Origin of the sequence: Lentzea sp. NPDC051838, assembly GCF_040681245.1 — a bacterium.
Taxonomy (GTDB): domain Bacteria; phylum Actinomycetota; class Actinomycetes; order Mycobacteriales; family Pseudonocardiaceae; genus Lentzea.
On record NZ_JBFAYI010000055.1, the window covers coordinates 1 to 23248 of the forward strand.

At 68.8% G+C, this 23248-nt stretch carries 24 protein-coding genes; 13 read left to right on the top strand and 11 right to left on the bottom strand.

What is annotated here, in order from left to right:
- Positions 1 to 121: 121 nt before the first annotated feature.
- From AB0M24_RS46355 to AB0M24_RS46370, 4 genes are read right to left on the bottom strand one after another with little or no spacing between them, the layout of a single operon-like run.
- The gene (locus AB0M24_RS46355) at positions 122 to 754 is read right to left on the bottom strand and encodes an alpha/beta hydrolase (protein ID WP_363781368.1); all 633 of its coding nucleotides are present in this window, start codon (positions 752 to 754) and stop codon (positions 122 to 124) included.
- A 10-nt stretch (positions 755 to 764) separates the two neighbouring features.
- Positions 765 to 3401, bottom strand: coding sequence for an FtsX-like permease family protein (locus AB0M24_RS46360; protein ID WP_363781370.1), 2637 nt, complete (start codon positions 3399 to 3401; stop codon positions 765 to 767).
- Positions 3398 to 4102, bottom strand: a complete 705-nt coding sequence (locus AB0M24_RS46365; RefSeq protein WP_363781372.1) for an ABC transporter ATP-binding protein — start codon at positions 4100 to 4102, stop codon at positions 3398 to 3400. Before AB0M24_RS46365 ends, AB0M24_RS46360 begins: the two co-directional genes overlap by 4 nt.
- The gene (locus AB0M24_RS46370; RefSeq protein WP_363781374.1) at positions 4099 to 4644 is read right to left on the bottom strand and encodes a PadR family transcriptional regulator; all 546 of its coding nucleotides are present in this window, start codon (positions 4642 to 4644) and stop codon (positions 4099 to 4101) included. Before AB0M24_RS46370 ends, AB0M24_RS46365 begins: the two co-directional genes overlap by 4 nt.
- A 39-nt stretch (positions 4645 to 4683) precedes the next feature.
- On the opposite strand from AB0M24_RS46370, the gene AB0M24_RS46375 reads away from it, so the two are divergent.
- Both AB0M24_RS46375 and AB0M24_RS46380 read left to right on the top strand, forming a co-directional pair.
- Entirely contained in the window at positions 4684 to 4812 is a 129-nt protein-coding gene (locus AB0M24_RS46375; protein WP_363781376.1) for a hypothetical protein, read from the top strand.
- A gap of 23 nt (positions 4813 to 4835) precedes the next feature.
- Positions 4836 to 5390, top strand: coding sequence for a GNAT family N-acetyltransferase (locus tag AB0M24_RS46380; protein ID WP_363781378.1), 555 nt, complete (start codon positions 4836 to 4838; stop codon positions 5388 to 5390).
- Here AB0M24_RS46380 and AB0M24_RS46385 read toward each other — a convergent pair.
- Positions 5387 to 5989 carry a maleylpyruvate isomerase family mycothiol-dependent enzyme gene (locus AB0M24_RS46385; protein WP_363781380.1) on the bottom strand — a complete coding sequence of 201 codons (603 nt, stop codon included), beginning with the start codon at positions 5987 to 5989 and terminating at the stop codon, positions 5387 to 5389. The genes AB0M24_RS46380 and AB0M24_RS46385 overlap by 4 nt on opposite strands.
- Before the next feature lie 78 nt (positions 5990 to 6067).
- Here AB0M24_RS46385 and AB0M24_RS46390 point away from each other — a divergent pair, with 78 nt between their 5' ends.
- The gene (locus AB0M24_RS46390) at positions 6068 to 6487 is read left to right on the top strand and encodes a MarR family transcriptional regulator (RefSeq protein ID WP_363781382.1); all 420 of its coding nucleotides are present in this window, start codon (positions 6068 to 6070) and stop codon (positions 6485 to 6487) included.
- A gap of 18 nt (positions 6488 to 6505) precedes the next feature.
- Here the strand turns inward: AB0M24_RS46390 and AB0M24_RS46395 are convergent, their stop codons facing one another.
- The 6 genes from AB0M24_RS46395 to AB0M24_RS46420 form a co-directional block, all read right to left on the bottom strand.
- Complete coding sequence (locus AB0M24_RS46395) at positions 6506 to 6979, bottom strand: hypothetical protein (RefSeq protein ID WP_363781384.1); 474 nt, start codon at positions 6977 to 6979, stop codon at positions 6506 to 6508.
- Between the two features lie 30 nt (positions 6980 to 7009).
- On the bottom strand, positions 7010 to 8020 hold the full coding sequence (locus tag AB0M24_RS46400; RefSeq protein WP_363781386.1) for a DJ-1/PfpI family protein: 1011 nt from the start codon (positions 8018 to 8020) through the stop codon (positions 7010 to 7012).
- 116 nt (positions 8021 to 8136) lie between these two features.
- Complete coding sequence (locus tag AB0M24_RS46405; RefSeq protein ID WP_363781388.1) at positions 8137 to 9660, bottom strand: glycerol-3-phosphate dehydrogenase/oxidase; 1524 nt, start codon at positions 9658 to 9660, stop codon at positions 8137 to 8139.
- A complete protein-coding gene (gene glpK / locus AB0M24_RS46410) occupies positions 9653 to 11122 on the bottom strand; it encodes a glycerol kinase GlpK (protein ID WP_363781390.1) in 1470 nt (489 codons plus the stop codon). Before glpK ends, AB0M24_RS46405 begins: the two co-directional genes overlap by 8 nt.
- A 53-nt stretch (positions 11123 to 11175) precedes the next feature.
- Positions 11176 to 11931, bottom strand: coding sequence for an IclR family transcriptional regulator (locus AB0M24_RS46415; protein ID WP_363781392.1), 756 nt, complete (start codon positions 11929 to 11931; stop codon positions 11176 to 11178).
- 44 nt (positions 11932 to 11975) lie between these two features.
- Entirely contained in the window at positions 11976 to 13340 is a 1365-nt protein-coding gene (locus AB0M24_RS46420) for a phosphatase PAP2 family protein (protein ID WP_363781412.1), read from the bottom strand.
- Positions 13341 to 13456: 116 nt separating this feature from the next.
- Here AB0M24_RS46420 and pafA point away from each other — a divergent pair, with 116 nt between their 5' ends.
- From pafA to htpG, 10 genes are all read left to right on the top strand, one after another.
- Positions 13457 to 14815 (top strand): Pup--protein ligase, encoded by a 1359-nt coding sequence (gene pafA / locus AB0M24_RS46425; RefSeq protein ID WP_363781394.1) that lies wholly within the window; start codon positions 13457 to 13459, stop codon positions 14813 to 14815.
- A 32-nt stretch (positions 14816 to 14847) separates the two neighbouring features.
- On the top strand, positions 14848 to 15849 hold the full coding sequence (locus AB0M24_RS46430; RefSeq protein WP_363781396.1) for an oxidoreductase: 1002 nt from the start codon (positions 14848 to 14850) through the stop codon (positions 15847 to 15849).
- A gap of 2 nt (positions 15850 to 15851) precedes the next feature.
- Positions 15852 to 16508 (top strand): hypothetical protein, encoded by a 657-nt coding sequence (locus tag AB0M24_RS46435; protein ID WP_363781398.1) that lies wholly within the window; start codon positions 15852 to 15854, stop codon positions 16506 to 16508.
- Positions 16509 to 16731: 223 nt separating this feature from the next.
- The gene (locus tag AB0M24_RS46440) at positions 16732 to 17697 is read left to right on the top strand and encodes a WYL domain-containing protein (RefSeq protein WP_363781400.1); all 966 of its coding nucleotides are present in this window, start codon (positions 16732 to 16734) and stop codon (positions 17695 to 17697) included.
- Positions 17694 to 18665: a YafY family protein gene (locus AB0M24_RS46445; protein ID WP_363781402.1), complete on the top strand. Its 972-nt coding sequence runs from the start codon at positions 17694 to 17696 to the stop codon at positions 18663 to 18665. Before AB0M24_RS46440 ends, AB0M24_RS46445 begins: the two co-directional genes overlap by 4 nt.
- 18 nt (positions 18666 to 18683) lie before the next feature.
- Positions 18684 to 18956 carry a bacteriophage holin gene (locus AB0M24_RS46450; protein ID WP_363781404.1) on the top strand — a complete coding sequence of 91 codons (273 nt, stop codon included), beginning with the start codon at positions 18684 to 18686 and terminating at the stop codon, positions 18954 to 18956.
- The gene (gene tatA, locus AB0M24_RS46455) at positions 18949 to 19245 is read left to right on the top strand and encodes a Sec-independent protein translocase subunit TatA (RefSeq protein ID WP_363781406.1); all 297 of its coding nucleotides are present in this window, start codon (positions 18949 to 18951) and stop codon (positions 19243 to 19245) included. The genes AB0M24_RS46450 and tatA overlap by 8 nt, the downstream gene beginning before the upstream one ends.
- 115 nt (positions 19246 to 19360) lie before the next feature.
- Complete coding sequence (gene tatC / locus AB0M24_RS46460) at positions 19361 to 20269, top strand: twin-arginine translocase subunit TatC (RefSeq protein WP_363781414.1); 909 nt, start codon at positions 19361 to 19363, stop codon at positions 20267 to 20269.
- Positions 20266 to 21126, top strand: a complete 861-nt coding sequence (locus AB0M24_RS46465; protein ID WP_363781408.1) for a diacylglycerol kinase family protein — start codon at positions 20266 to 20268, stop codon at positions 21124 to 21126. Before tatC ends, AB0M24_RS46465 begins: the two co-directional genes overlap by 4 nt.
- A 41-nt stretch (positions 21127 to 21167) precedes the next feature.
- A complete protein-coding gene (gene htpG / locus AB0M24_RS46470; RefSeq protein WP_363781410.1) occupies positions 21168 to 23009 on the top strand; it encodes a molecular chaperone HtpG in 1842 nt (613 codons plus the stop codon).
- Positions 23010 to 23248 lie beyond the last annotated feature (239 nt).

Here is a 23248-nt window from a genome sequence, read left to right on the forward strand (position 1 = left end):
ACACCCCTCCTCGGGCGCGGCCAACGATCAGCCACGACTCGTGACGGGACCCACCCCACCTAGAGTGTTCGCTCAAAGCAGCTCGGCTTCGCCTTTGCCTTGCTCGCCTTCGGCTTCGCTGTTAGGTGGCGTAGCCCGCTAGTCGCTCTGCTAGTTCCTTTGGCTTGCTCAGTTGGGCGCAGTGGCCCGCTGCCAGCTCCACTGGTTCGATGCCCAGGCGGTCCTTCACCACTTGGCGCATGAACTCCTTGGTGAAGAAGCGGTCTTCCGTGCACAGGATGAAGTGCGTTGGCAGGTCTGGCATCGCGTCCAGGGGCCATGGGACTTCCATGGCGTGCTCGGACATGCCTCGTTCCCTCTTCTGCGACTCGGCTGCCAGGTCTGGTGGGACGTCGCGCCAGAACTGGTCTTCCAGGCCGCTGTCCTCGTAGCCGGTTTTCTCCCACCAGTCGCCTGGCGTTTCGCCTGGCTTGGCGAGCATGGCTGTTACGTAGACCAGGGCTGAGGCGTTGATCTGTGCTGCCACCAGAGGGGCGGTCAGGCCGCCGAAGGAGTGGCCTACGACGATCACGTCCTCTGTGGACGGGAGGGCGGCCACCACTGTGGACGCCCAGTCCGTCAGGTCCTTCGTTTCGTCTTCGGTGGGAAGGTCTGGGGCGATGACGGTGTGGCCCTTGGCTTCCAGGGCTGCTGCTACCAGGTGCCAGGACCAGCCGACGTCGCCTGCTCCGTGCACGATCGCGAAGGTCGTCATGGTCTGGAGACTATTCGCGGCGTTCGATCGGTAGGCGGGAACGGGTGAAGAGGGCCGCGCCCAGCATTGCTGTGGCGGGGACTGCCAGTAGTGAGATGGCTATGTTGGGCCAGGGGATGGTTAGCGGGTTCAGGTCTGGTTGGGGCCAGATGGTTGCGTAGCCGACGTTCAGGGCGGCTAGGAGGGCTAGGGCTGAGCCCGCGCCTGCTGCTGTGCCCAGGAGGCCTCCTAGGCCCGCGATCACTCCTGCTTGGCTCAGCGAGAGGAGCTTGCGCAGGGACGGGGTGGCGCCTACTGCGGCGAGGGTGGTCAGGTCTCGGCGGCCGTCGGCTGCTGCCAGGCCTGTGGCCAGGGCTGCTGCCGCGAGGGTGATGATGCCTGCTACCAGGCCGAGGATGCTCAGGGCTTGTTGGATGTCTGACTCTGTTGGGCGGTCTACGTGGACTTGGTATTCGGCGCCCAGGGCTGCGGTCAGGGCGTCCTGTTCGGCTTCTGTGGGCATGCGGGTGGTGGGGGCGTACATGGTGAACGTCGAGGCGCTGAAGCGCAGGGAGCGGGCGGCTTCCTCGGTCATGACGGCCATCGGGGCGCGGTCGCGGTTCGGGGTGGCGTAGGCCTGGGCCTCGGTGGTGGTGGCGTTGGTGCCGGTGGCCAGGAGGGCTTTGTCGCCTACGACCAGGGACGGGTTGTTGACGACGATTTTGCCTGCGCGCAGGGCGGATTGGGCTGCGGCTACCTCGTCTGGCTGGAGGTGGAGGAGGGGTTGGACTGCGTCCGGGGTGGCTACGACCACGAAGCCGTTGATGGAGTTGAAGGTGCCGAAGTAGCGGTGCATCTGGTTCACGCCGGTGCAGCGCTGGTCGGCGAGGGCGGAGGCTTGTTCGGCGTCGGTCGGGTCGCGGTGCAGGACGTCCACGGCGTAGGGGCATTCGCGGTCCGCTGGTGGGCGGACGTGGGCGAAGCACGGGCCGCCGTCGCAGGCCAGGAGTTTGATCTCGTGGGTTTCGTTGACGGGCATGGTGTTGCGGATGGCGGTGGCCACTGAGGGCGGGATGGTGGCTGTGCTGGACTTGCTGAGGTCGTCGAGGCGGTAGACGGAGATGTCGCCCAGGTTGCCCGCCAGTTGTTTGGCCTCCTGCTGGGACTGGGAGGTGAGCATGACGCTGACGGCTACTGCGCCGATTACCGCGGCCATCACTGCGGAGATGGCTGGGGCGGCTGCTGTTCGGTTGCGGGAGGCGTCTCGCAGGGCGATGCGGAGGGCCACCGGGAGCCAACGGCCGGCGCGGGCCAGGAGGCCCAGCAGCGACGGGGTGCAGAGGACGAGGCCTACCTCGGTGAGGATCAGGGCTACCAGGATGCCGACGATCTGCATCTGGATCGCGCTGAATACGCCTACGGCCACGCCCGCGGCGATGAGGATCAGGCCCAGGACCAGCCAGCGGCGGCGGGAGCGGGTGATGCCTCGGCGGCCTGCCAGGGCGGTGACTACGTCCTGGCGGGAGGAGATCCAGGCCGGGACGAGAGCCGCCAGCACGCCGGTGATGATCGCCAGCAGAGCGAGGGCTGCCAGGGCTGACGGGAAGAAGCGTTGGGCGGCGAAGCGTTCCGCGATCAGGTACTCGATGAACGGGCGGCTGAACAACGCTGCCAGCGCGCCCAGCAGGACTCCGCCGAGGGCTGCCAGCAGGCCCACGACCACGCCGTCGGCCAGGACGACTCGGCGGACGTGGGTCGGGGCGCCGCCTACCGCCGAGATCAGGGCCAGGTCGCGTTTGCGGCGGCGGGCGCCCACGGCCAGCGCGGATCCGGCGAGCAGGGACATCTCCAGGACGGCCAGGCCCGCGATGAGGACGAGGATGTCGGCGGTGAGCTCGTTGGAGTCCGGGATCTGCGGGTAGCGCTCGGACTGCGGAGGCAGGTTGTGCAGGACCGTTCGCGACAGGACCGCGATGCCGGACTTGTTGAGCTCCTTGACCTTCGCCCAGGTGATGGGCGTGGTGACCAGCCAGGAGCGGTCGACCTGCTCGAAGGTGCCGGGCAGCGCGAAGACGGTGGTGTCGTCCAGGCGGTTCGCGTCCTCGACGACGCCCACGACGGTGAAGGTGCGGTTGTCGTCGGTGGTGACGGTGCCGCCGAGCTGGACGCCGGTGCGGGCCATCGCCTTGCGGGACAACGTGATCTCGGTGGGGTTGTTGGCGGCGTGGCCCTCCAGCACGGTGAACATGCCGTTGGTCAGCGGGTTGTTCAGGTCGAGCATGCGCACGGCTGCCCGGCCGACGCCCGCGGTGGTGCGGAGGTTGACGCCGCCGCGCTCCACGGGGACGAGCTCGGTGCCCGGGAGCAGGGCTTTGAGGCGGTCCGCGGAGGGGGCTTCGCCTTCCGCGTTGCCCATCGGGATGGCGGAGTCGCGGATAGGTTGCTGGATGACGGGGCCGCGGTAGGGCCAGCTGACCAGGGCCTCGGCGGTTCCCATGCGGCGGTTGGCGTCTTCGGTCGCGGTCGGGGTGGTCGAGTCGTAGACGATCGCGGCGAACGACAGGGCGGCCACCGGGATGAGGATCAGGGCGACGACGAGGCTGGTGCGGCCGCGGGAGCGGCGGGCCTCGCGCCAGGCGATGCGCAGTGCTGCGCGCCATCCGTTCACGGGGTGCTCAACAGTTCTTCTGGCTGGTCGCGCTGGGAGACGTCGACGACGACGCCGTCGCGCAGGAAGATCACGCGGTCGGCCCAGGCGGCGTGGCGGGCGTCGTGCGTGACGAGGACGGCAGCGGCTCCTGCGTCCACTTTGGAGCGCAGCAGGCGCAGGACCGTTTCGCCCGTGCGGGAGTCGAGGGCGCCGGTGGGCTCGTCGGCGAGGACGAGGCGGCGTTCGCCGATGAGGGCTCTGGCGATGGCGACGCGTTGTTGCTGGCCGCCGGACATCTCGTCGGGGAAGCGGTCCGCGTAGCCGTCGAGGTCTACTTCGGACAGTGCCTTCTCGGCCTGCAGGCGGGACTTGCGGACGCCGTCGAGGTCGAGGGGGAGCGCGACGTTCTCGGCGGCGGTGAGGCTCGCGATGAGGTTGAGGTCCTGGAAGACGTAGCCGATGCGCTTGCGGCGCCAGGCGGCCAGTTGCTTGCGGGACAACGACTGCAGGCTGGTGCCGTCGACGAGGACCTGGCCGCTGGTGGGGCTGTCGAGGCCGCCGGCGAGGTTGAGAAGCGTGGACTTGCCGGAGCCGGACGGGCCCATCACCGCGACGAGCTCGCCCGGTTCGACGGTCAGGGAGATGCCGTCGAGGGCGTTGACCGACGTGTCGCCGGTGCCGTGGACGCGGTGGACGTCGCGGAGTTCGAGGACGCTCATCTCGGCACCTCGACATCCGTCGGCGCGGGGACGGGGCGCGGTTCGTAGCGGACGAGGCTCGCCTCGCAGTGGTCGAGCCAGCGCAGCTCGGCCTCCGCCTGGAAGATCATCGCGTCGAGCACCAGCAGCCACGGCAGGTCGCCGGGCTGGGTCTTGAGGCGCGTGTACTCCTGCAGCGTGCGCATGGTGGCGGTGCGCTGGGTCATCACGACCTTGGCGACGTCGACGCCCGGCGTCGTGATGGCAAGCGCGAGCTTGATCGCCACCTCGTCGCGGGGCCTGTCGCCGCGCTGCACCGGGGACGCGAACCACTTCTCGAGCTCGGTGCGGCCCTGGGCGGTGATCTCGTAAGGGCGCTGGCCCTCTGTTTCGGGTAGTGCGGCGACCAGATCGTCGCGCTCCAGGCGCGACAACGTCGTGTAGACCTGCCCGATGTTCAACGGCCACGTACCGCCGGTGGCCGAGTCGAACGCCGCCCGCAGCTGGTAGCCGTACATGGGCCCGCGCTCGAGCAGCGCGAGCAGACCGTGTTTGACCGACATGGATACTGAGTATGCATACTGAGTATGTTCCTGGCAACGGTGACTGACGAAACCCACGTGCGAGCAGGCCTGACATCCGGAACCCTGGACGGTGCCGGAGACGTTCGGCTGAAGCAGGACTGGGGGACGACGTGGTCGACGCCGCACGGGGTCGAACTGGGGAAGTGAACTTGCTGGGAGCGCCGGGCAGGGTGAGACCGAGGCTGCCCGCGGAGATCAGGGACTACGAACCGGCCGACGAACCGTCGTGGCTGCGCTGCCGGGTGCTCGGGTTCCTCGCGACGAACTACTACGACGACGTCTGGCAGACCAAACGCCGGGCGGACCTGGAGCTCGTCGCGCTCGACGACGGCGAGGTGGCCGGCGTGCTGGACGTGTCGGTGCCCGGCGCGGAGGCGACGATCGACAACGTCGTCGTGCATCCCGACCATCAGGGCCGGGGGATCGCCACGGCGTTGCTCGAGGAGGCGCTGCGGCGGCTGGAGCGGTGTGGGGTGAGAACCCTGGACGCCTGGACTCGCGAGGACAAGCCGGCGTTGGACTGGTACGCGCGCAACGGTTTCGAGGAGGCCTCGCGTTACCTGCACGTGCACGCGTCCGCCGAGGAGATCGACACCGTGCTGATCGCGCGGCACGGCCTGGTGGCCGCCGGGGCGTTCCTGCACGCGCGGATCGAGCGGGAGGCCGAGATGCGCCAACGGTTCGAGCGCGTCTACGTGTGCCGGAGGATGGTGCGCGCGCTCTAGACGCCGGTGAGCTTCGGGATCGTCGCGGTGCGCCCGGCGAGCAGCATCACGAGAGCCTGGATGGGCCCGCTGATCTCGGCGCCCTCGCCCGCGGACCAGTCGGCGTCAGTCGCGACGAGCCGATGCCCTGCGAGTCGTTTGCGCGCGTGGAACGGGAAGCCCATGCGCCACAGGTCTTCCGCGGACACGACGGCGGCCTCGATCGGCATGTGGCGTTCGATGCCGAGCGGCAGCGCGATGTCCTGGGTGTGCACCATGACGTCCATCAGGGCGTTCTTGATGCTCTGGCCAGGAGCGGTCTTGTGGACGCCGACGGCACTGCGCAGCTCGGCGACGAGTTCCGGGGTAGGTCTGCGCGCCTCGGCGCGTGCGGTGCGGTCGACCACCCGGTTGAAGCTCCCGAGGGCCTTCGCGTACTCGACGATCGCGCCGCCGATGCCGATCCGGTGCGCGAGCGACAGGTGGGCGGCGACTTCTCTGACAGTCCAGCCCTCGCACAGCGACGGGGTGGACCACTGGTCTTCTTCGAGGCTGGCGAGCAGATTCGCCGTCGCCGCGCGTTCGGCGTCGATCGTCTGCCACATCTGCTGTTCATCCATGGTCGCCTCTCCTTGATTTAGTTCGAGAGACTGACTACTTTAATCAGAGTCTCTTACTAGTTGCAAGGGGAGTCGCGGGTGAACATCGGGCTGCTGCTCTACATCCCGTACCGGGACCTGGAGAACCGCATCATGGCGGCGGTGACCGAGGCGGGCTTCGACGTGACGCTCGCCCAGGCCCGCGTACTGCAGCGCATCGGCGCAGACGGCACCCGCCTGACGGAACTCGCCGAGGCCGCCCAGGTGACCAAGCAGACCGCGGGCTTCCTGGTCGACCAGCTGGAGAAGCTCGGCTACGTGGAACGGGTGCCCGACCCGTCCGACGGCCGCGCGCGGCTGGTGCGGGTGACGGAGAAGGCGCAGGGTGCGATGCCGGTCGCCGCGGCGGAGATGGCGCGGATCGAGGCGGAGTGGGAGCGGCACATCGGCAAGCGCCGCATGACCGCGCTGCGGGAAGCGCTGGAGAAGCTCGGCGAGATCACCGATCCGTACCGGTGATCTCGCCTGAGCTGTCACTCACCGTCCGGGGATGTCAGGCCCCCGCGCCGGCAGGCTCGCCTGGTTGACGGGACGGATCCTGGCCCTGTCGAACGAGTACTGGTCGAAGATCCTGTCGTTCGGAATCCAGCGCTTGGTGCGGCCCACCAGGTAGACCCTGCCCGTTTCCCTCTCCCGGGCGAGGTAGGACCCGGACACCAGCGGCGCCCCGATGTCGATGACGGCCCCGCCGGACTGCAGTCCGTTGAAGGTCGCCCACAGGTTGAAGTACGTCAGCTCGTCGGGGACGTGGTGCCGCACGCCGTCGATCACCAGGTACACCGCCCGTTCGCCGGGGTTCTGGTAGCGGAATCCGTTGCACGTGGTGCAGACGACCTGCGCCACCGGATCCCCGGCCGGTGACGCGACAGCGGCCGACGCGGGCACGGCGGGCGCGCCGATCAGGGACACCGCCGCGAGGACAGCGAGCAAGGACCGTGAAGACGTTCTCATGAAGACCCCTCGTTCTTCAGTTCTGAACTGTCATGTCCTCGCAGAGTGGTCCTGACGCGGGTCCAGCGGGCGTGGCATGTCCGGCATCCTGCGAATCCTGTCCCCCGTGACCCCGTAGTGATCCAGGAAGGACTGCCGCAGGGTCTCGGCCGATCGCAGGCCGCACCGGCGGGCGATCGCCGCGAGCGACAGTTCGCTGCTGTGTGCCAGGTGCGCGGCGGCCTCGGTCCGGACCGCTCGCACGGCGCGAGCGGGAGTGGTGCCCAGGTGGGTGGCGAACAACCTGGTGAGGTGACGTGTGCTGACCCCGGCCCGTGCCGCGAGCGTGGAGGGGCCCAGGTCCTCGGCGAGGTGCGCGGCGATGTGGCCGAGCAGGTCGCGCACGAGCCGGTCGCCGGGCGGCGGTGCGGACAGGAACATGCTGATCTGCGCCTGGTTGGCGGGGCGGTGCAGGTAGGTCACCAGTTCGCGGGCGACGTTGCGCGCCAGCGTGGGGCCGTGGTCGTCCTCGATCAACGCCAGGGTGAGGTCCAGAGCGCTGGTCGCTCCGGCCGAGGTGTAGACGTTGCCGTCCTTGATGTAGAGCGGGGCGAGGTCGACGGCGATCGAGGGGAAGACCTTGGCGAGGACGTCGCCGTATCCCCAGTGGGTGGTGACTCGCCTGCCGTGCAGCAGCCCGGCGGCCGCCAGCACGAACGTGCCGGTGCACACCGACGCGACACGGCGACTGCGACCGGCCAGCCGCCGCACCTGGGCGAGCATCCTCTCGTCGGACATCGCCGCCCTGGTGCCGAGCCCGCCCACGACGACCAAAGTGTCGATCTGCCCGGTCACCGCAGCGAGCCTCCGCCCTCCCGCGAGCACGATTCCCGACGAACTGCGCGCCCCGCGTCCCGAGGTCGTGGCCAGCTCGATGGCGTAGGGCGGTACCGCGCCGTACAGGTTCGCACTTTCCAGTGCCCCGCTGGGGCAGGCCACGTCGAGGATCTGGGCGTCGTCGTAGGCGACGATCACGACTCGTCGCGCTCTGTCGTCTGTCACGAAGACAGGTAACCAAGACCGCGCGGCAGGAGACGGGCGTTCCGCTGATTCCGGGTGAGGTGGAAGCGCACGGGTCCGTCCACATCGGACTGATGTGGACGGACCCGCCGCGAGCATCAGGAGGCCAGCAGCTCCGAGACTCGGGTGCGCACCTCGGGCGAGTCCAGGCCGCGGACCATGACGGTGGTGCGGCGGCGCAGGACATCGTCCACTTCGGACGCCCACTCGGTGCGGCGGGCGTGCTCGACCTGGGCCCAGATGTCCGGGCCGTCCGGGTGGACGCGCTCCAGCAGCGCCGGGTTCTCCAGGCCCAGGGCCACGACCTCGTGCGAGGTGGTGCCGTAGTGAGTGGCGAGGTGGCGGACCACGTCGTCGGGCAGGGCGTCCCAGGCGTGGCCGAGCACCGAGCCCACGGTGTCGGGGGAGGCGGAACCGGGCAGGGCGACACCGTCCAGCGGGCCGTCGAAGGTGCGGCCGAGCTCGGAGTTCACGCGGTCCAGCACCGTGGCGCCGATCTTGCGGAACGTCGTCCACTTGCCGCCGGCCACGCTGATCATGCCGCCGGAGCCCGCGGTGATCACCGTTTCGCGCTTGGCGTGCGAGGTGTCGCCGGGGCCGCCGGGCAGGACGCGCAGGCCCGCGAACGTGTAGGCCAGGTTGGCCTTGTCCAGGCCCGTCACGGCCACGCCCGCCTCGGACATGATCTGGTCGACGTCGGCGTCCGTGCAGGACACCTGAGCCGGGTCGCCTCCGTAGGCCTCGTCGGTGGTGCCGAGCAGGAGGTGGCCCTCCCACGGGATCGCGAACGAGACGCGCACGTCGTCGACCGGGATCGTCAGCGCGGCCTTCCACTCCGACTGGGTCCGCATCACGAGGTGCGACCCCTTCGAGAGCCGGATCGACGGGTCGGCGGCCGGGTCTTCCATGCGCCGCAGCACGTCGAGCCACGGGCCGGTCGCGTTGACGACGACCTTCGCGTCCACGCCGAACTCGCCGAGCGAGTCGCGCAGGTCGACGCCCGTGACCTTCGAACCGGTCTTGCGCAGGCCCACGACCGAGATGTGGTTGAGCAGCACGGCACCGGCCTCGGCGGCGGCGCGGGCGGCGGTGATCGCCACGCGGCTGTCGTTCATCTGGTGGTCGTAGTACATCGCGGCACCGCGCAGACCTTCGGCGCGCAGGTCAGGCACCCATTCAACAGCCCTGCGCGCCGAAAGCACCTTCCCCATGCCGTCGCCGAAGCCCGACAGCGCGGAGTACAGCGTCACGCCCGCACCCAGCACGAAGCGGCTGTGCGGGCCTCCCTTGTAGACGGGGACGAGGAACGGCAGCGGGCGCACCAGGTGCGGGGCCAGGCGGTCGCCCAGCGCGCGGCGTTCCTTGTGGTTCTCGTGGACCATCGGCACCGCGGACGGGCCCATGGCGAGGTAGCGCAGGCCGCCGTGGACCAGCTTCGACGACGCGGACGACGTGGCGCCCGCGAAGTCACCGCTCTCCACCAGCGCGACGCGCAGACCCGAGCGAGCCGCGGCCCACGTGGTCGCGATGCCCAGGATGCCGCCGCCGATCACGACGACGTCGAACTTGCCGTGCTGCAGCTCTTCGCGAGCCCTGGAACGTTGTGCGGAAAAGTCAGTCATCGTCCTCGTCCATCCACCCGACGGTCCGCTCGACCGCCTTCTTCCACTTCCGGTAGCCCTTGTCGCGTGCTGCCGGTTCCATCGACGGCTCCCACTCGGCCGCCTTGTGCCAGTTGGCTTTCAGCTCGTCCGTGCTCGTCCAGTAGCCCACCGCGAGACCGGCCGCGTACGCCGCGCCGAGGCACGTCGTCTCGGCGACGATCGGGCGCACCACCGGCACGTCCAGCACGTCCGAGAGGAACTGCATGAGCAGGTTGTTGGCGGTCATGCCGCCGTCGACCCGCAACGTCGTGAGGTCCACACCGCTGTCGGCGTTCATCGCGTCCACGACCTCGCGGGTCTGCCACGCCGATGCCTCCAGCACGGCCCGTGCGAGGTGTCCGCGCGAGATGTAGCCCGTCAGTCCCGCGATCACGCCACGCGCGTCGGAACGCCAGTGCGGCGCGAAAAGTCCGGAGAACGCGGGCACGAAGTACGCGCCACCGTTGTCGTCCACGGTCCGCGCGAGGGTCTCGATCTCCGCCGCCGACGAGATCAGCCCGACCTTGTCCCGGAACCACTGCACCAGCGCGCCCGTCACCGCGACCGCGCCTTCCAGCGCGTACGCGGCGGGCTCGTCGCCGATCTTGTAGCCCACGGTGGTCAGCAGCCCGTTCTGCGACTGCACCGGCTTGTCCCCGGTGTTGATCAGCAGGAACGCGCCCGTGCCGTACGTGCACTTGCCCTCGCCGGGCGCGAAGCACGTCTGCCCGAACAGCGCCGCCTGCTGGTCGCCCAGAGCGGAAGCGACGGGCACGCCCTGGTACTCCCCGTAAACCTCTGAGGAGGAACGGATTTCCGGCAGCATCGCGACCGGAACGTCCATCGCGGACACCAGCTCGGGATCCCAGTCCAGGGTCTCCAGGTTCATCAGCATGGTGCGCGACGCGTTGGTGACGTCGGTGACGTGGCGCCCGGTCAGGTTCCAGATCAGCCAGGTGTCCATGGTGCCGAACAGGACCTCGCCGCGTTCGGCCCGTTCGCGCAGGCCGGAGACGTTGTCCAGCAGCCACCGCAGCTTCGGGCCGGAGAAGTAGGTGGCGAGCGGCAGTCCGCAGCGCTCGCGGAACCGGTCCTGGTCGCCCAAAGTCTTGATCAACGCGTCCGTGCGCGTGTCCTGCCAGACGATCGCGTTGTGCACGGGCTCGCCGGTCGCCTTGTCCCACACGACCGTGGTCTCGCGCTGGTTCGTGATGCCGAACGCGGCGATGTCGGTGAGGCTCAGGGAGGCGTGGGCCAGCGCGTCGCGAACGACGGACTGCACGTTCGTCCAGATCTCCGACGCGTCGTGCTCCACCCAGCCCGGCTTCGGGAAGATCTGCCGGTGCTCGCGCTGAGCGACCGACACGATCGAGCCTGACTGGTCGAACACGATGCACCGGGACGACGTCGTGCCCTGGTCGATCGCAGCGACAAAGCTCACCGTGCACTCCTCTGTGCCAAGTCATTCGACATTGTCGAACGGTTGCCACATTACTACCAGGAGAGGCCGCCAAGCTCCCTCGAGACACTGCGAGCTGCCTCACGTACGTAGGACACGAGTTCGAGCCGCGGCGGCTGATCAGGTGACTCGCACAGCCGCTCGACCGGCCCGGAGATCCCCACCGCGCCCACGACAGCGCCACGCCCGTCCCGGATCGGAGCGGCGATCGACGCCTCGCCCTCGACGAGTTCGTGCAGGTCGTAGGCCCAGTCGCGGACGAGCGCCTCGTCCAGCGCCGCCCGCAACCCCTCCTCGTCGAGGGTGTGCCGGGTGAACCGCCGCAGCTCGCCGTCCGGCCACTCGCCGAACGCCACCAGCACCTTGCCGAGCGCGGTCGCGTGCCACGGCAGCAGCGCGCCCGTGTCCAGCGCCTGCCGGCTGTTGTCCGGACGGAACACGTGATGCACCACGAGAACGTGCTTGCCGTGCATCACGCCGATGCGCACCGCCTCGCGCGCACGCATCGCCAACGTGTCCGACCAGTTCAACGCCTTGGCGCGCAGCTCGTTGCCGTCGAGGTACGACGTGCCGATCTGGAACAGCGCGGCGCCCAGCCGGTACTTGCCGCCCTCGACGGGCTGCTCGACGAACCCGACCTCCTGCAACGTCCGCAGAATCCCGTGCACGGTCGGCTTCGCGAGGTCCAGCGCGCGGGCGATCTCGCCGACGCTCAGCTGGTGCGCGCCGCCGTGCGCGAGCAGCTTGAGAACCTCCGCCGCGCGTTGAATGGACTGAATGGGTCCGGGCACGCACCCCACTCTAGCTGCGCACGTTCGACAATGTCGAACACCAGTTACGGTCGATAGATCCCGAGAGCAGCCGCACGTGAGCGGAACTTGAAGTGGTTGCCTCTCTCTCGCACCTCGCCGTCCGTCGCGATCGAGATCGGCTCGCCGTGCACCTCGACGTTCAACGACGCCACTTCGAAGTGCTTGTACGTGCGTGAGTGCTCCAACGCCCCGAGCAGCGCGCCGAGGAAGAACCGGGTGCGCGAGAACTGACGGTCCGCGCGCACGTACCGGACGTCGAGCAGCCCGTCGTCCAGACGCGGGCGCATCGTCGGTGCGAACCCCTTGGGCCGATACGGCCCGTTGCCGACGAACAGCAGCCACACGAGGTGCTTGTCACCGTCGATCGTCATCTTCAACGGCTTCGCGCGCTGCAGCACGCGGAACAGGGCCATCGCCGCCGCCGGCCACTTGCCCCACCGCTTCTCCAGCTTCTCCCGGATCCGCACCATGTCGGGGTAGCCGCCGAGACTGGCGGTGTTCACGAACCACTGCCCGTTGACCTGCGCGAGGTCCACCCGCACGCCCACACCGTCCGCGACCGCCTGAGCCGTGTCGTGCAGCCCCTCGATGCCCACGTCCCGCGCGAAGTGGTTCAACGTGCCGGAGGGGATGAGCACGAGCGGTAGGTCGCGCTCGGCAGCAACAGCGGCCACGGCAGCGACGGTCCCGTCACCGCCCGCGACCCCCACGGCTTTCGCGTCCGGGAGATCCGCCAACTCCTCGATCGAGACGATCTGCGCCTTCGGCCACTCCTCGGCGATCCGCGGTGTCGGATCCGGCCCGATCCCGGAGTGCGGGTTCACGACGACGACCAGCCCGTCGCCGTCCTGGAGAGCGGTCAGGTCGGCATGTTCGTAGGCCGACGCGGGCTCGTTGCGCCCGAGCGGCCACCAACGGCGCGTGAGCATCGCGGCACCGACACCCACCGCCGCGCCCGCTGCAACGTCCGACGGCCAATGCACGCCTGTGTGCACGCGTGAATAAGCCACGGCGGCGGCGATCGGTGCGACGACAACACCCGCTCTGGGTGATTCCATCGCCACCGCGGTGGCGAAAGCGGCGGCTGACGCGGAGTGACCGGACGGAAACGACGAGGACGTCGGACGGCGTGACAACCGGCGCTCGACCGCGAGCAGATCAGCGGCGGGCCGCCGTCGTGGGAAAAGCGACTTGCCGACCAGGTTCGCGCTGGCAGAGGCCCCGGCAATGGCGGCGAGACCTCGCATCGCACCACGTCGGAACGGCCCCTTACCGGTTGCCAAAACAGCCGCGACGACGAACCACAACAGACTGTGGTTAGCGGCCTTGGAAAGCCTCTTGAAACCCCTGTCCAGCCTGCTTGGACGCAGTCCGGCCGAGGTGCTCATGAGCTTCTTGTCGAGAGCGCTGACCCGTTTCCACACCCCACCGACACTAAACCGCAACCGGCGTGCCGCCCGAACGGATCACCCTCGTGCGGCCGGAAGTCGCCTACTGTTGAGGGATGCAGCGGCGGATCTTCGGCATTGAGACAGAATTCGGGGTGACCTGCACCTTCCACGGGCAGCGTCGTCTGTCCCCGGACGAGGTCGCGCGGTACTTGTTCCGCCGGGTCGTCTCCTGGGGACGTTCGTCCAACGTGTTCCTGCGCAACGGTTCCCGGCTCTACCTGGACGTCGGCTCGCACCCGGAGTACGCCACGGCCGAGTGCGACGACCTGGCCCAGCTCGTCACGCACGACAAGGCGGGCGAGCGCATCCTCGAGGACCTCCTGGTCGACGCGGAGCGCAGGCTGGCCGACGAGGGCATCGGCGGCGACATCTTCCTGTTCAAGAACAACACCGACTCCGCGGGCAACTCCTACGGCTGCCACGAGAACTACCTGGTCGCACGGGCCGGCGAGTTCTCGCGCATCGCGGACGTGCTGCTGCCGTTCCTGGTCACGCGCCAGCTGATCTGCGGCGCGGGCAAGGTCCTGCAGACCCCGCGCGGCGCCGTGTACTGCCTCTCGCAGCGCGCCGAGCACATCTGGGAGGGCGTGTCGTCCGCGACCACGCGGTCCCGCCCGATCATCAACACCCGCGACGAGCCGCACGCCGACGCCGAGCGCTACCGGCGCCTGCACGTCATCGTCGGCGACTCGAACATGTCCGAGGTGACGACGCTGCTCAAGGTGGGCAGCGCGAACCTCGTGCTGGAGATGATCGAGCAGGGCGTCCAGTTCCGGGACTTCTCGCTGGACAACCCGATCCGCGCGATCCGCGAGATCTCGCACGACCTGACGGGCCGCCGCACGGTCCGGCTGGCCGGCGGCAAGGAAGCCTCCGCGCTCGACATCCAGCGCGAGTACTTCGAGAAGGCCGTCGAGCACGTCGCCAAGCGCTCGCCCGACCCGATGGCGCAGCGCGTCCTCGAACTGTGGGGCCGCACGCTCGACGCCGTCGAGGCGCAGGACCTGTCGAAGATCGACCGCGAGATCGACTGGGCCATCAAGAACCGCCTGATGGAGCGGTACATGGCCAAGCACAACATGGACCTGTCCAACCCGCGCATCGCCCAGCTCGACCTCGCCTACCACGACATCCGCCGCGGCCGGGGCGTGTTCGACCTGCTGCAGCGCAAGGGCCAGGTCGAGCGGGTGACCGACGACGGCGAGATCGAGGCCGCCAAGGACACCCCGCCGCAGACCACGCGGGCCAAGCTGCGCGGTGACTTCATCGCCGCCGCGCAGGCAGCCGGGCGCGACTTCACGGTCGACTGGGTGCACCTGAAGCTGAACGACCAGGCGCAGCGCACGGTGCTGTGCAAGGACCCGTTCCGGGCGGTGGACGAGCGCGTGGAGAGGCTCATTTCGTCGCTTTAGCAGCGTTCTGAGAAGTGGCAGAGTGCCGTCGCATGAGGATCATCGCGGCGGCACTCGCTGCTTTCCTGGTTCTCCCGGCCGGAGTCGCGTCAGCCGACTCCTACTGGGAGCTGAAACCCACCGGCACGACCGCCCAGTTCCGGGGCCTGTCCGCCGTGTCCGGGCAGGTCGCGTGGGTCAGCGGCTCGAAGGGCACGGTTCTGCGCACGGTGAACGGCGGCCGGTCGTGGGAGTCCGTCGGCCCGCCCGGCACGTCGGAGCTCGAGTTCCGCGACATCGAGGCGTTCGACGCGCGCAACGCCGTGACGTTGTCCATCGGGCCGGGTGAGTCGTCGCGGATCTACCGCACGTCCGACGGCGGGAAGACGTGGCAGGAGTCGTTCCGCAACACCGATGCCAACGCGTTCTACGACTGCGTGGCGTTCTTCGACCGGTTCCGCGGGCTGGCGTTGAGCGACCCGGTGGACGGCAAGTTCCGGGTGCTGCGGACGTGGGACGGCGGTCGTTCGTGGCACGTCAACGACACCAAGGGCATGCCTGACGCGTTGCCGGGGGAGTTCGCGTTCGCGGCGTCCGGGCAGTGCGTGACGACCAGCGGGAACCACGCGTGGATCGCGACCGGCGGCGGCGCGAAAGCACGGGTGCTGGAGTCGCGCGACGGCGGGCGGTCGTGGAAGGCGAGCGAGGTCCCGTTGCCGAGTGGTGAGGCTGCCGGGGTGTTCGCGGTGGCGTTCAAGACGCCGTGGCGGGGTGTGGCGATCGGTGGCGACTACAAGAAGCCCACGGATCCGACGCCGGCGTTCGCGACCAACGACGGGCGCGGGTGGACGGCGGGCAAGCAGGCTCCGATCGGCTACCGGTCCGGCATCGCCTACCGCGGCAACGGGTTGGTGGCGGTCGGGCCGTCGGGCACTGACGTGAGCAGGGACGGCAAGAGCTGGAAGGTCGCTGACCAGGGCAGTTTCGACACGGTCGACTGCGTTGGCAACACCTGCTGGGCGTCCGGTGAGAAGGGACGGGTGGGGCGCACCTAGCCATGCGTCTGCGTCCGGGTGAGCCCGAGGCCTCCGGGTGGCGGGTCGAGAGGCTGTCCGAGGTCGTGCGACGGCTGCGTGAGCCCGCACCCGCGGGACGTCCTGTGCTCGTCGCGATCGACGGACGCGGTGGCGCGGGGAAGTCCTCGCTCGCCGAACGGCTGAGGGCGGTCGTCGCGGCATCGGCGGTCGTGCACACGGACGACGTCGCCTGGAACCACGCGTACTTCGACTGGAGCGGTTTGCTGATCGAGAACATCGTCAAGCCGCTCCACCGGGGTGAGGCGGTGGAGTTCCGGCCGCGGGCGTGGGTGGAGCACCACCGGCCCGGCGGGATCCGCGTCGCCGCCGGGACGGACGTCGTGTGGATCGAGGGCACCGGGATCATCCGGGAGGAGCTCGTCCCGTGGTTCGACGCGTCGATCTGGGTGCAGGGAGACCTGGACGAGCAGGAACGGCGGCTGGTGGTTCGCGACGGCGACTCCGCGGACCAGCGGCGGCATGTCGCCGCGTGGCTGGCCGAGGAACTGCCGCTCATACTGCGGGAACAGCCTTGGCGCAAGGCGAGTTTCATCGTGGCCGGCACGACCGGCCTCCCGCACGACCCCGGCTCCGAGATCGTCATCGCGCCTGCCGTCGGCCGCGTTGGTAACACCTGATAGGCCTCCGGCGAAAAGGGACGTGTCGGCCGCACCTCACAGGGGTAGCCGAAGCGAGGTTTCTCGCCGCGTTGCAGGGACGCCGGCGGGGGCTTACCGCACGAGAGGACCGGTGGTGCAGGGCCGCCGGTCCTTTCTCATGCGCGGGGCCGTTTGTTCTGAACGGACCGTTGACCGCAGGTGTTGATGAGGTTTCCCCGCGCGCACGGGTTAGGGTTTGTCCGTGGCCATCGCACGCGCCGAACGCCTTGTCAACCTGGTGCTGTGCCTGCTGTCGACCCGCCAGTACCTGACAGCGGAGCGCATCCGCGCCATCGTCCCGGGCTATCACGAAGCTCCGACGGACGAGGCGTTCTTCCGCATGTTCGAACGGGACAAGTCCGAGCTGCGCGATCTCGGCGTGCCGCTGGAGACAGGCAGGCAGTCCAACGTCGAGGGCGCGGAGGACGGGTACCGGATCGCGCGGCGCGACTACGAGCTCGGCGACATCGACCTCGAACCGGACGAGGCCGCCGCGGTCGCGCTGGCCGCGCGGTTGTGGGACTCGCCGCAGCTCACGGGCGCGGTGCACGGTGCGTTGATCAAGCTCAGGGCCGCGGGGGTGGACGTCGACCAGGACGCGCCGGCCGCCGTGGAGCCCAAGGTGCGCGCCAACGAGCCCGCGTTTCCGCCGTTGCTGCAGGCGGTTCAGGCGGGGCAGGCCGTCACGTTCGACTACCGCAAGCCGCCGCCCGGCGGGCAGAAAGCACGAACGGTCGAGCCGTGGGGCGTGGTCGCCTGGCGCGGCAAGTGGTACCTCGTCGGCTGGGACCGCGACCGCGACGACACCCGCTGCTTCCGGCTCTCCCGGATCGTCGGCACGGTCAAGCCCGTCGGGAAGTCCGGCGCGTTCAAGGTGCCTGAAGGTACGGATCTGATGAGCCTCATCGCGCGCACGGAGGTCGATCCGCACCACACGGCGCCCGCGAAGATCTGGGTCGCCAAGGACCGCGCCCAGGGGCTCAGAAGGCACGCCAAGATCGTCGAGGAACGCGACGGCGGCGACGTCGTGGAGATCGACCTGAAGTTCCCCGACTCGGCGGCCAAGTGGCTCGCCGGGTTCGGTCCCGACGTCGTGGTGCTGGAGCCCGAAGTGCTGCAGAAGTCCGTGCGCGACCGCCTGCAGGGTGCACTGGAAGGAGCGCGGTGACCGCGTCGAACGAACGGCTGCCGCGTCTGCTCGCACTCGTGCCGTACCTGCTCAACCGGCCCGCGATCACGGTCAAGGAGGCCGCCGCCGACTTCGGGATCACGCCGAAGCAGCTGCGCAAGGACCTCGAGCTGCTGTGGATGTGCGGCCTGCCGGGCTACGGGCCGGGCGACCTGATCGACCTCAGCTTCGAAGGCGAGACGATCACCGTCTCGTTCGACGCGGGCATGAACAAGCCGCTGAGGCTCACCGCGGCCGAGGCGTCGTCGTTGCTCGTGGCGCTGCGAGCGCTGAGCGACACCCCCGGCGTGGTAGACACGGACGCGGTGCAGCGCGCGTTGGCCAAGATCGAGTCGGCGGTCGGCAAGGCACAGCCCGCGGGCATGGTCGTGGGCCTCGGGGCGTTCGAGCGCGAGGAGACCGCGGAGATCCGCGCGGCCGTGCAGGACGCCGTGAAGCGCGAACGGGCCGTGCGCATCCGCTACTACTCACAGTCGCACGACGCGATGAGCGATCGGGTCGTCGACCCGATGCGTCTGCTGCTCGTCGAGGGCCGCGGCTACCTCGAAGGCTGGTGCCGATCCGCGCTCGGAGTGCGGTTGTTCAGGCTCGATCGCATCGACGACGTGCAGGTGCTCGACGAGCCTTCGTCGCCTCCGCCGCACGCCCGCCTCACGGATACATCGGAGGGGTTGTTCCAGCCGAGGGACGATCAGAAGATCGCGGTCCTTCTGCTCGAACCGGACGCGCACTGGGTCGCCGAGTACTACCCCGTCGATCACGCCGCGGAGCTCTCGGACGGCCGCACGCGTGTCCTCATGCGCTACGACGACACGTCGTGGATGGTCCGCCTGCTCCTCGGACTCGGTGGTGACGTGCACGTCGAGCAGCCGGTCGAGCTCGCGGACGAGGTGCGGCGCCGGGCGGGCGAAGCGTTGCGCCGGGCAGATCACCTGCTGTCCACCTAAGACGTATAACGTGTGCTCGTGCCGTACACACCGACCCTGGCGCTGATCTTGCTCGGCCTGATCGTGATGGTCGCGATCAGTGTCCGAGTCATCCGATCCTTGCGTCGATTCGCCAGCGCACGCACTCTGGTGGGGGACAGGGTCGGCGACGGCGTCGGTCTGCTGAAGGCGCGCTCAGCCGCGCTCAAGGTGGCCTTCGCGCAACGGCGGCGCCCGGAACAGGCCCGTACCAGGGCGAACCCCGCGTACGATCGTCGTGGCGGGGGAGACAGGAGGATCACCAATGGGTAACCTCGGACCCACCGAGCTGATCATCATCGCTGTGGTGATCATTCTGCTGTTCGGTGCGAAGAAGCTGCCTGACATGGCGCGTTCGCTCGGCAAGTCGGCGAAGATCTTCAAGGCCGAGACGAAGGGCCTGCGCGACTCGAGCGACGACGACGCTGGAGTTCAGCAGCAGCCCGCGCAGCAGCCGGTTCAGCAGCTGCCGCCCGCTCAGCCGCAGGTCCAGCAGCCCGTTCAGCAGCCGCAGGTCGCCCAGCCGATCGAGCAGACCTCGCAGAACAAGGCCAACAACTAACTGACCTCCTGGTCTCCTCAAGAGAAGGACGGTCACGGAGGTGGCAAGTCCGTTCCGGTGGTTCGCCGAGCGCCGGGAACGCGGCAAGCGCCGTCGGGGTAACCCCGACGGCACCATGTCGCTCAAGGATCATCTGTACGAGCTGCGGCATCGGCTCGGCATGGCGATGCTCATCATCGCCATCGGTGCCATCTTCGGCTGGATCTGGTTCGCCGTGAGGCTGGGCCCGGTCCCGTCGCTCGGCGACATCATGACCGGCCCGTACTGCCAGCCGGATCTCGCGCCGTACCGGGTCCAGTTCCCCGGTGAGACGGGCTGCCGGCTGCTGCAGACGGAGCCGTTCGAGAGCTTCATGATCCGCCTTCAGGTGGGTGCGGCCGCGGGCGCTGTGCTGCTCAGCCCGTTCTGGCTGTACCAGTTCTGGGCGTTCATCACCCCCGGCCTGTACCAGAAGGAGCGCAAGTTCGCGCGCACCTTCGTGACGTTCGCGGCGATCCTGTTCGCGGCCGGCGCCGTGCTGGCCTACTGGGTCGTGCCGCAGGGCCTGCAGGTGCTGATCAGCTTCGGTGGCGACCAGTTCATCACCGCGCTGACCGGTGGGAAGTACGTCTCGTTCATCATCACGATGCTGTTCATCTTCGGCGTGAGCTTCGAGCTGCCGCTGGTCGTGGTGATGCTCAACCGCGCGGGCGTGGTCACCTACGAGACGCTGGCGAAGTGGCGGCGCGGCCTGCTGATGGGCCTGTTCGTGTTCGCCGCGATCGCGACGCCGGGCACCGACCCGATCTCGATGGTCGCGCTGGCGATCGCGCTGTCGCTGCTGTTCGAGCTGGCGATCCAGCTCGCGCGGATCCACGACCGGCGCGCGGCGAAGCTGCGCAAGGCCGAGGGCTGGGACGAGCTCGACGACAACGAGGCGGCTCCGTTCGACTACACGCCGTCCGACGCCGACGGCAACGACCCCGGTGAGAAACCGGCCGCTTCGGAACCCTCGAAGCGCGTGAACTACGACGACGCCACGTGACGCGGGCAGCCCTGCTGGTCTGCCCGGCGTCGGGCAAGGGGCGGGCGGCCCGCATGGCCGGGTCGACCGCCGCCGCGTTGCGTCCCCACGTCTCGTCGTTGACGCAGCTGGTGGCGCACGACGCCGAGGGCACGCTGGCTCTGGCGCACGAGGCTGTCGCTGACGGTGTCGACCTGCTGGTGGTGCTCGGCGGTGACGGTGCCGCCCACCTGGGCATCCAGGCGTGTGCGGGGACGTCGACGGCGCTGGGCATCGTGCCGGCCGGGACCGGCAACGACCTGGCGGCCGCGATCGGGTCCGCCTCGGTCGACGACGTGGTGTTCGGGACGCGCAAGAAGCTCGACCTGGGCCGGTTGTCGACGGGGCAGTGGTTCGCGACGGTGTTGTGCGCGGGGTTCGACTCCGCGGTGAACGAGCGGGCGAACGCGATGCGCTGGCCTGCCGGTCCGCGCCGCTACGACCTCGCGATCCTGGCCGAGCTCGCGTCGTTGCGGTCGGCGCCTCTGCTCGTGACCACCGAGACCGACACGTTCTCGCTCGACGCGACGCTGGTGGCCGTCGGGAACACGCCGAACTACGGCGGCGGAATCCCGGTCTGCCCCACGGCGGACGCGTCCGACGGCCTGTTCGACGTGACGGTGGTGGAGCACGCGAGCCGGTCGATGCTGGTCCGGATGCTGCCGACGTTGCGCACCGGCGCACACACGTCACATCCGTCCGTGCGCACGTTCCGCGCGCGTGAGGTGTCTCTGTCCGGCGGTAACGGATGGATCGCCTACGCCGACGGTGAACGGCAGGAAGCGTTGCCCGTCTCGCTTCGCACGGTTCCAGGCGCTCTCACAGTGGTGGGTCGCTAAGTTGTAGGGCTGTTCCGGTTTTCGTTTTTCGGTGGGGATTCATGGAGACGCTTGAGTTTCAGTCCGAGGCGCGTCAGCTGCTGCAGCTGATGATCCACTCGATCTACTCGAACAAGGACACGTTCCTGCGCGAGCTGGTCTCGAACGCCTCGGACGCGTTGGACAAGCTGCGGCTGGAGTCGTTCCGCGACAAGGACATGGCCGTCGACATCGACGACCTGCACATCGTGATCGAGTCCGATCCCGCTGCCCGCACGCTGACCGTGCGGGACAACGGCATCGGCATGACGCGCGAGGACGTCGTGCGGCTCATCGGCACGATCGCCAAGTCCGGCACCGCGGAGTTCCTCAAGCAGCTCAAGGAACAGCAGTCGTCGTCGTCTTCGGACCTGATCGGCCAGTTCGGCATCGGCTTCTACTCGTCGTTCATGGTGGCCGACAAGGTCACGCTGGTGACGCGGCACCCGCACGCCGAGGGTGTGCGCTGGGAGTCGACCGGCGAGAGCACCTACACGATCGACGACGTCGAGGACGCGCCGCAGGGCACCTCGGTCACGTTGCACCTCAAGCCGTCCGACGACGAGGACAAGCTGCCGGACTACACCGAGCCGGCCAAGATCCGCGAGATCGTCAAGCGCTACTCGGACTTCATCACCTGGCCAGTGCGCCTCGGCGGCGAGGAGATCAACTCCCGCAAGGCCCTGTGGGCGCGCCCGGCCTCCGAGGTGACGGAGGAGGAGTACGCGGAGTTCTACCGGCACATCAGCCACGACTGGAACGCGCCGCTCGAGACCATCCGCATGCAGGCGGAGGGCACGTTCGAGTACCAGGCGCTCCTGTTCCTGCCCGCGCAGGCGCCGCTGGACCTGTTCATGCGCGACAGCAGGCGCGGCGTGCAGCTCTACGTGAAGCGCGTCTTCATCATGGACGACTGCGCCGAGCTGATGCCCGAGTACCTGCGCTTCGTCAAGGGCGTCGTTGACGCGGCGGACCTCTCGCTGAACGTCTCGCGCGAGATCCTGCAGCAGGACCGCCAGATCCAGCTGATGCGCCGCCGTCTGGTGAAGAAGGTCCTGTCGTCGATCAAGTCGTTGATGGGTTCTCGTCCGGACGACTACGCGAAGCTGTGGGGCGAGGTGGGCGCGGCTCTGAAGGAGGGCCTGCTCTCCGACACCGACAACCGCACGGCGATCCTCGACATCTGCTCGTTCGCGTCGACCGAGTCTTCGGACTCGCTGACCTCCCTTGCCTCCTACATCTCGCGGATGAAGGACGGCCAGGAGCACATCTACTACATGACCGGTGACTCGCGGACCGCCGTCGAGCACTCGCCGCACATGGAAGCGTTGCGCGCCAAGGGGTACGAGGTTCTGATCCTGACCGACCCGATCGACGAGATGTGGGTCGACTCGGTGCCGTCCTACGAGGAGAAGCTCTTCCAGTCCGTTGCCAAGGGGCAGGTGGATCTGGAGACGGACGAGGAGAAGTCCGCTGCCGCGGCTCGGGCCGAGGAGTTCTCGTCGCTGCTGGAGTGGATGGGGACCTCGCTGGCCGAGGACGTCAAGGAGGTTCGGCTCTCCACTCGGCTGACCACCTCGCCTGCTTGTGTGGTCGGCGATGCGCATGACATCACTCCCACGTTGGAGAAGATGTACAAGGCGATGGGGCAGGAGCTGCCGAAGATCAAGCGGATTCTGGAGCTCAACGCCGCGCATCCGTTGGTGGAGGGGTTGCAGGCTGCGTTTGCGGGTGGGGAGCGGGAGTCGCTTGCCGACACGGCTGAGCTGATCTACGGGCTCGCGTTGCTGGCCGAGGGTGGGGAGCTGGCTGATCCGGCTCGGTTCGTGAAGCTGGTGGCGGATCGGGTGCAGCGGACGTTCTGAGGTTGTTTGGGGGCCGGCCTGCCTTTGGGGTGGGCTGGTCCCGTTTTTTTGGGCGCTTTCGCGCCGTGCGGTGGTCGGCTTTTGTGGTTGAGCGGCGGTTCCAGCGGGGTTGGTCGCGTTTTGTGGTTGGGTCGCCTTGCGTTGGTGGGCGCGCGGGCAGCCTTACGGGCTTTGGTTTCGTCATCGCCGCTTCGCGACGATTGCGATTGGGGCTTGACTTCGGGTCCCTTGCGAGGCGC

Bases quoted from the DNA above. Each gene is read 5' to 3' on its own strand.
- AB0M24_RS46405 (WP_363781388.1), bottom strand. From the start codon at position 9,660: ATGACTGACTTTTCCGCACAACGTTCCAGGGCTCGCGAAGAGCTGCAG.
- AB0M24_RS46365 (WP_363781372.1), bottom strand. From the start codon at position 4,102: ATGAGCGTCCTCGAACTCCGCGACGTCCACCGCGTCCACGGCACCGGC.
- htpG (WP_363781410.1), top strand. From the start codon at position 21,168: ATGGAGACGCTTGAGTTTCAGTCCGAGGCGCGTCAGCTGCTGCAGCTG.
- AB0M24_RS46430 (WP_363781396.1), top strand. From the start codon at position 14,848: ATGAGGATCATCGCGGCGGCACTCGCTGCTTTCCTGGTTCTCCCGGCC.
- pafA (WP_363781394.1), top strand. From the start codon at position 13,457: ATGCAGCGGCGGATCTTCGGCATTGAGACAGAATTCGGGGTGACCTGC.
- tatC (WP_363781414.1), top strand. From the start codon at position 19,361: ATGTCGCTCAAGGATCATCTGTACGAGCTGCGGCATCGGCTCGGCATG.
- AB0M24_RS46435 (WP_363781398.1), top strand. From the start codon at position 15,852: ATGCGTCTGCGTCCGGGTGAGCCCGAGGCCTCCGGGTGGCGGGTCGAG.
- AB0M24_RS46420 (WP_363781412.1), bottom strand. From the start codon at position 13,340: ATGAGCACCTCGGCCGGACTGCGTCCAAGCAGGCTGGACAGGGGTTTC.
- AB0M24_RS46385 (WP_363781380.1), bottom strand. From the start codon at position 5,989: ATGGATGAACAGCAGATGTGGCAGACGATCGACGCCGAACGCGCGGCG.
- AB0M24_RS46395 (WP_363781384.1), bottom strand. From the start codon at position 6,979: ATGAGAACGTCTTCACGGTCCTTGCTCGCTGTCCTCGCGGCGGTGTCC.
- tatA (WP_363781406.1), top strand. From the start codon at position 18,949: ATGGGTAACCTCGGACCCACCGAGCTGATCATCATCGCTGTGGTGATC.
- AB0M24_RS46355 (WP_363781368.1), bottom strand. From the start codon at position 754: ATGACGACCTTCGCGATCGTGCACGGAGCAGGCGACGTCGGCTGGTCC.
- AB0M24_RS46370 (WP_363781374.1), bottom strand. From the start codon at position 4,644: ATGTCGGTCAAACACGGTCTGCTCGCGCTGCTCGAGCGCGGGCCCATG.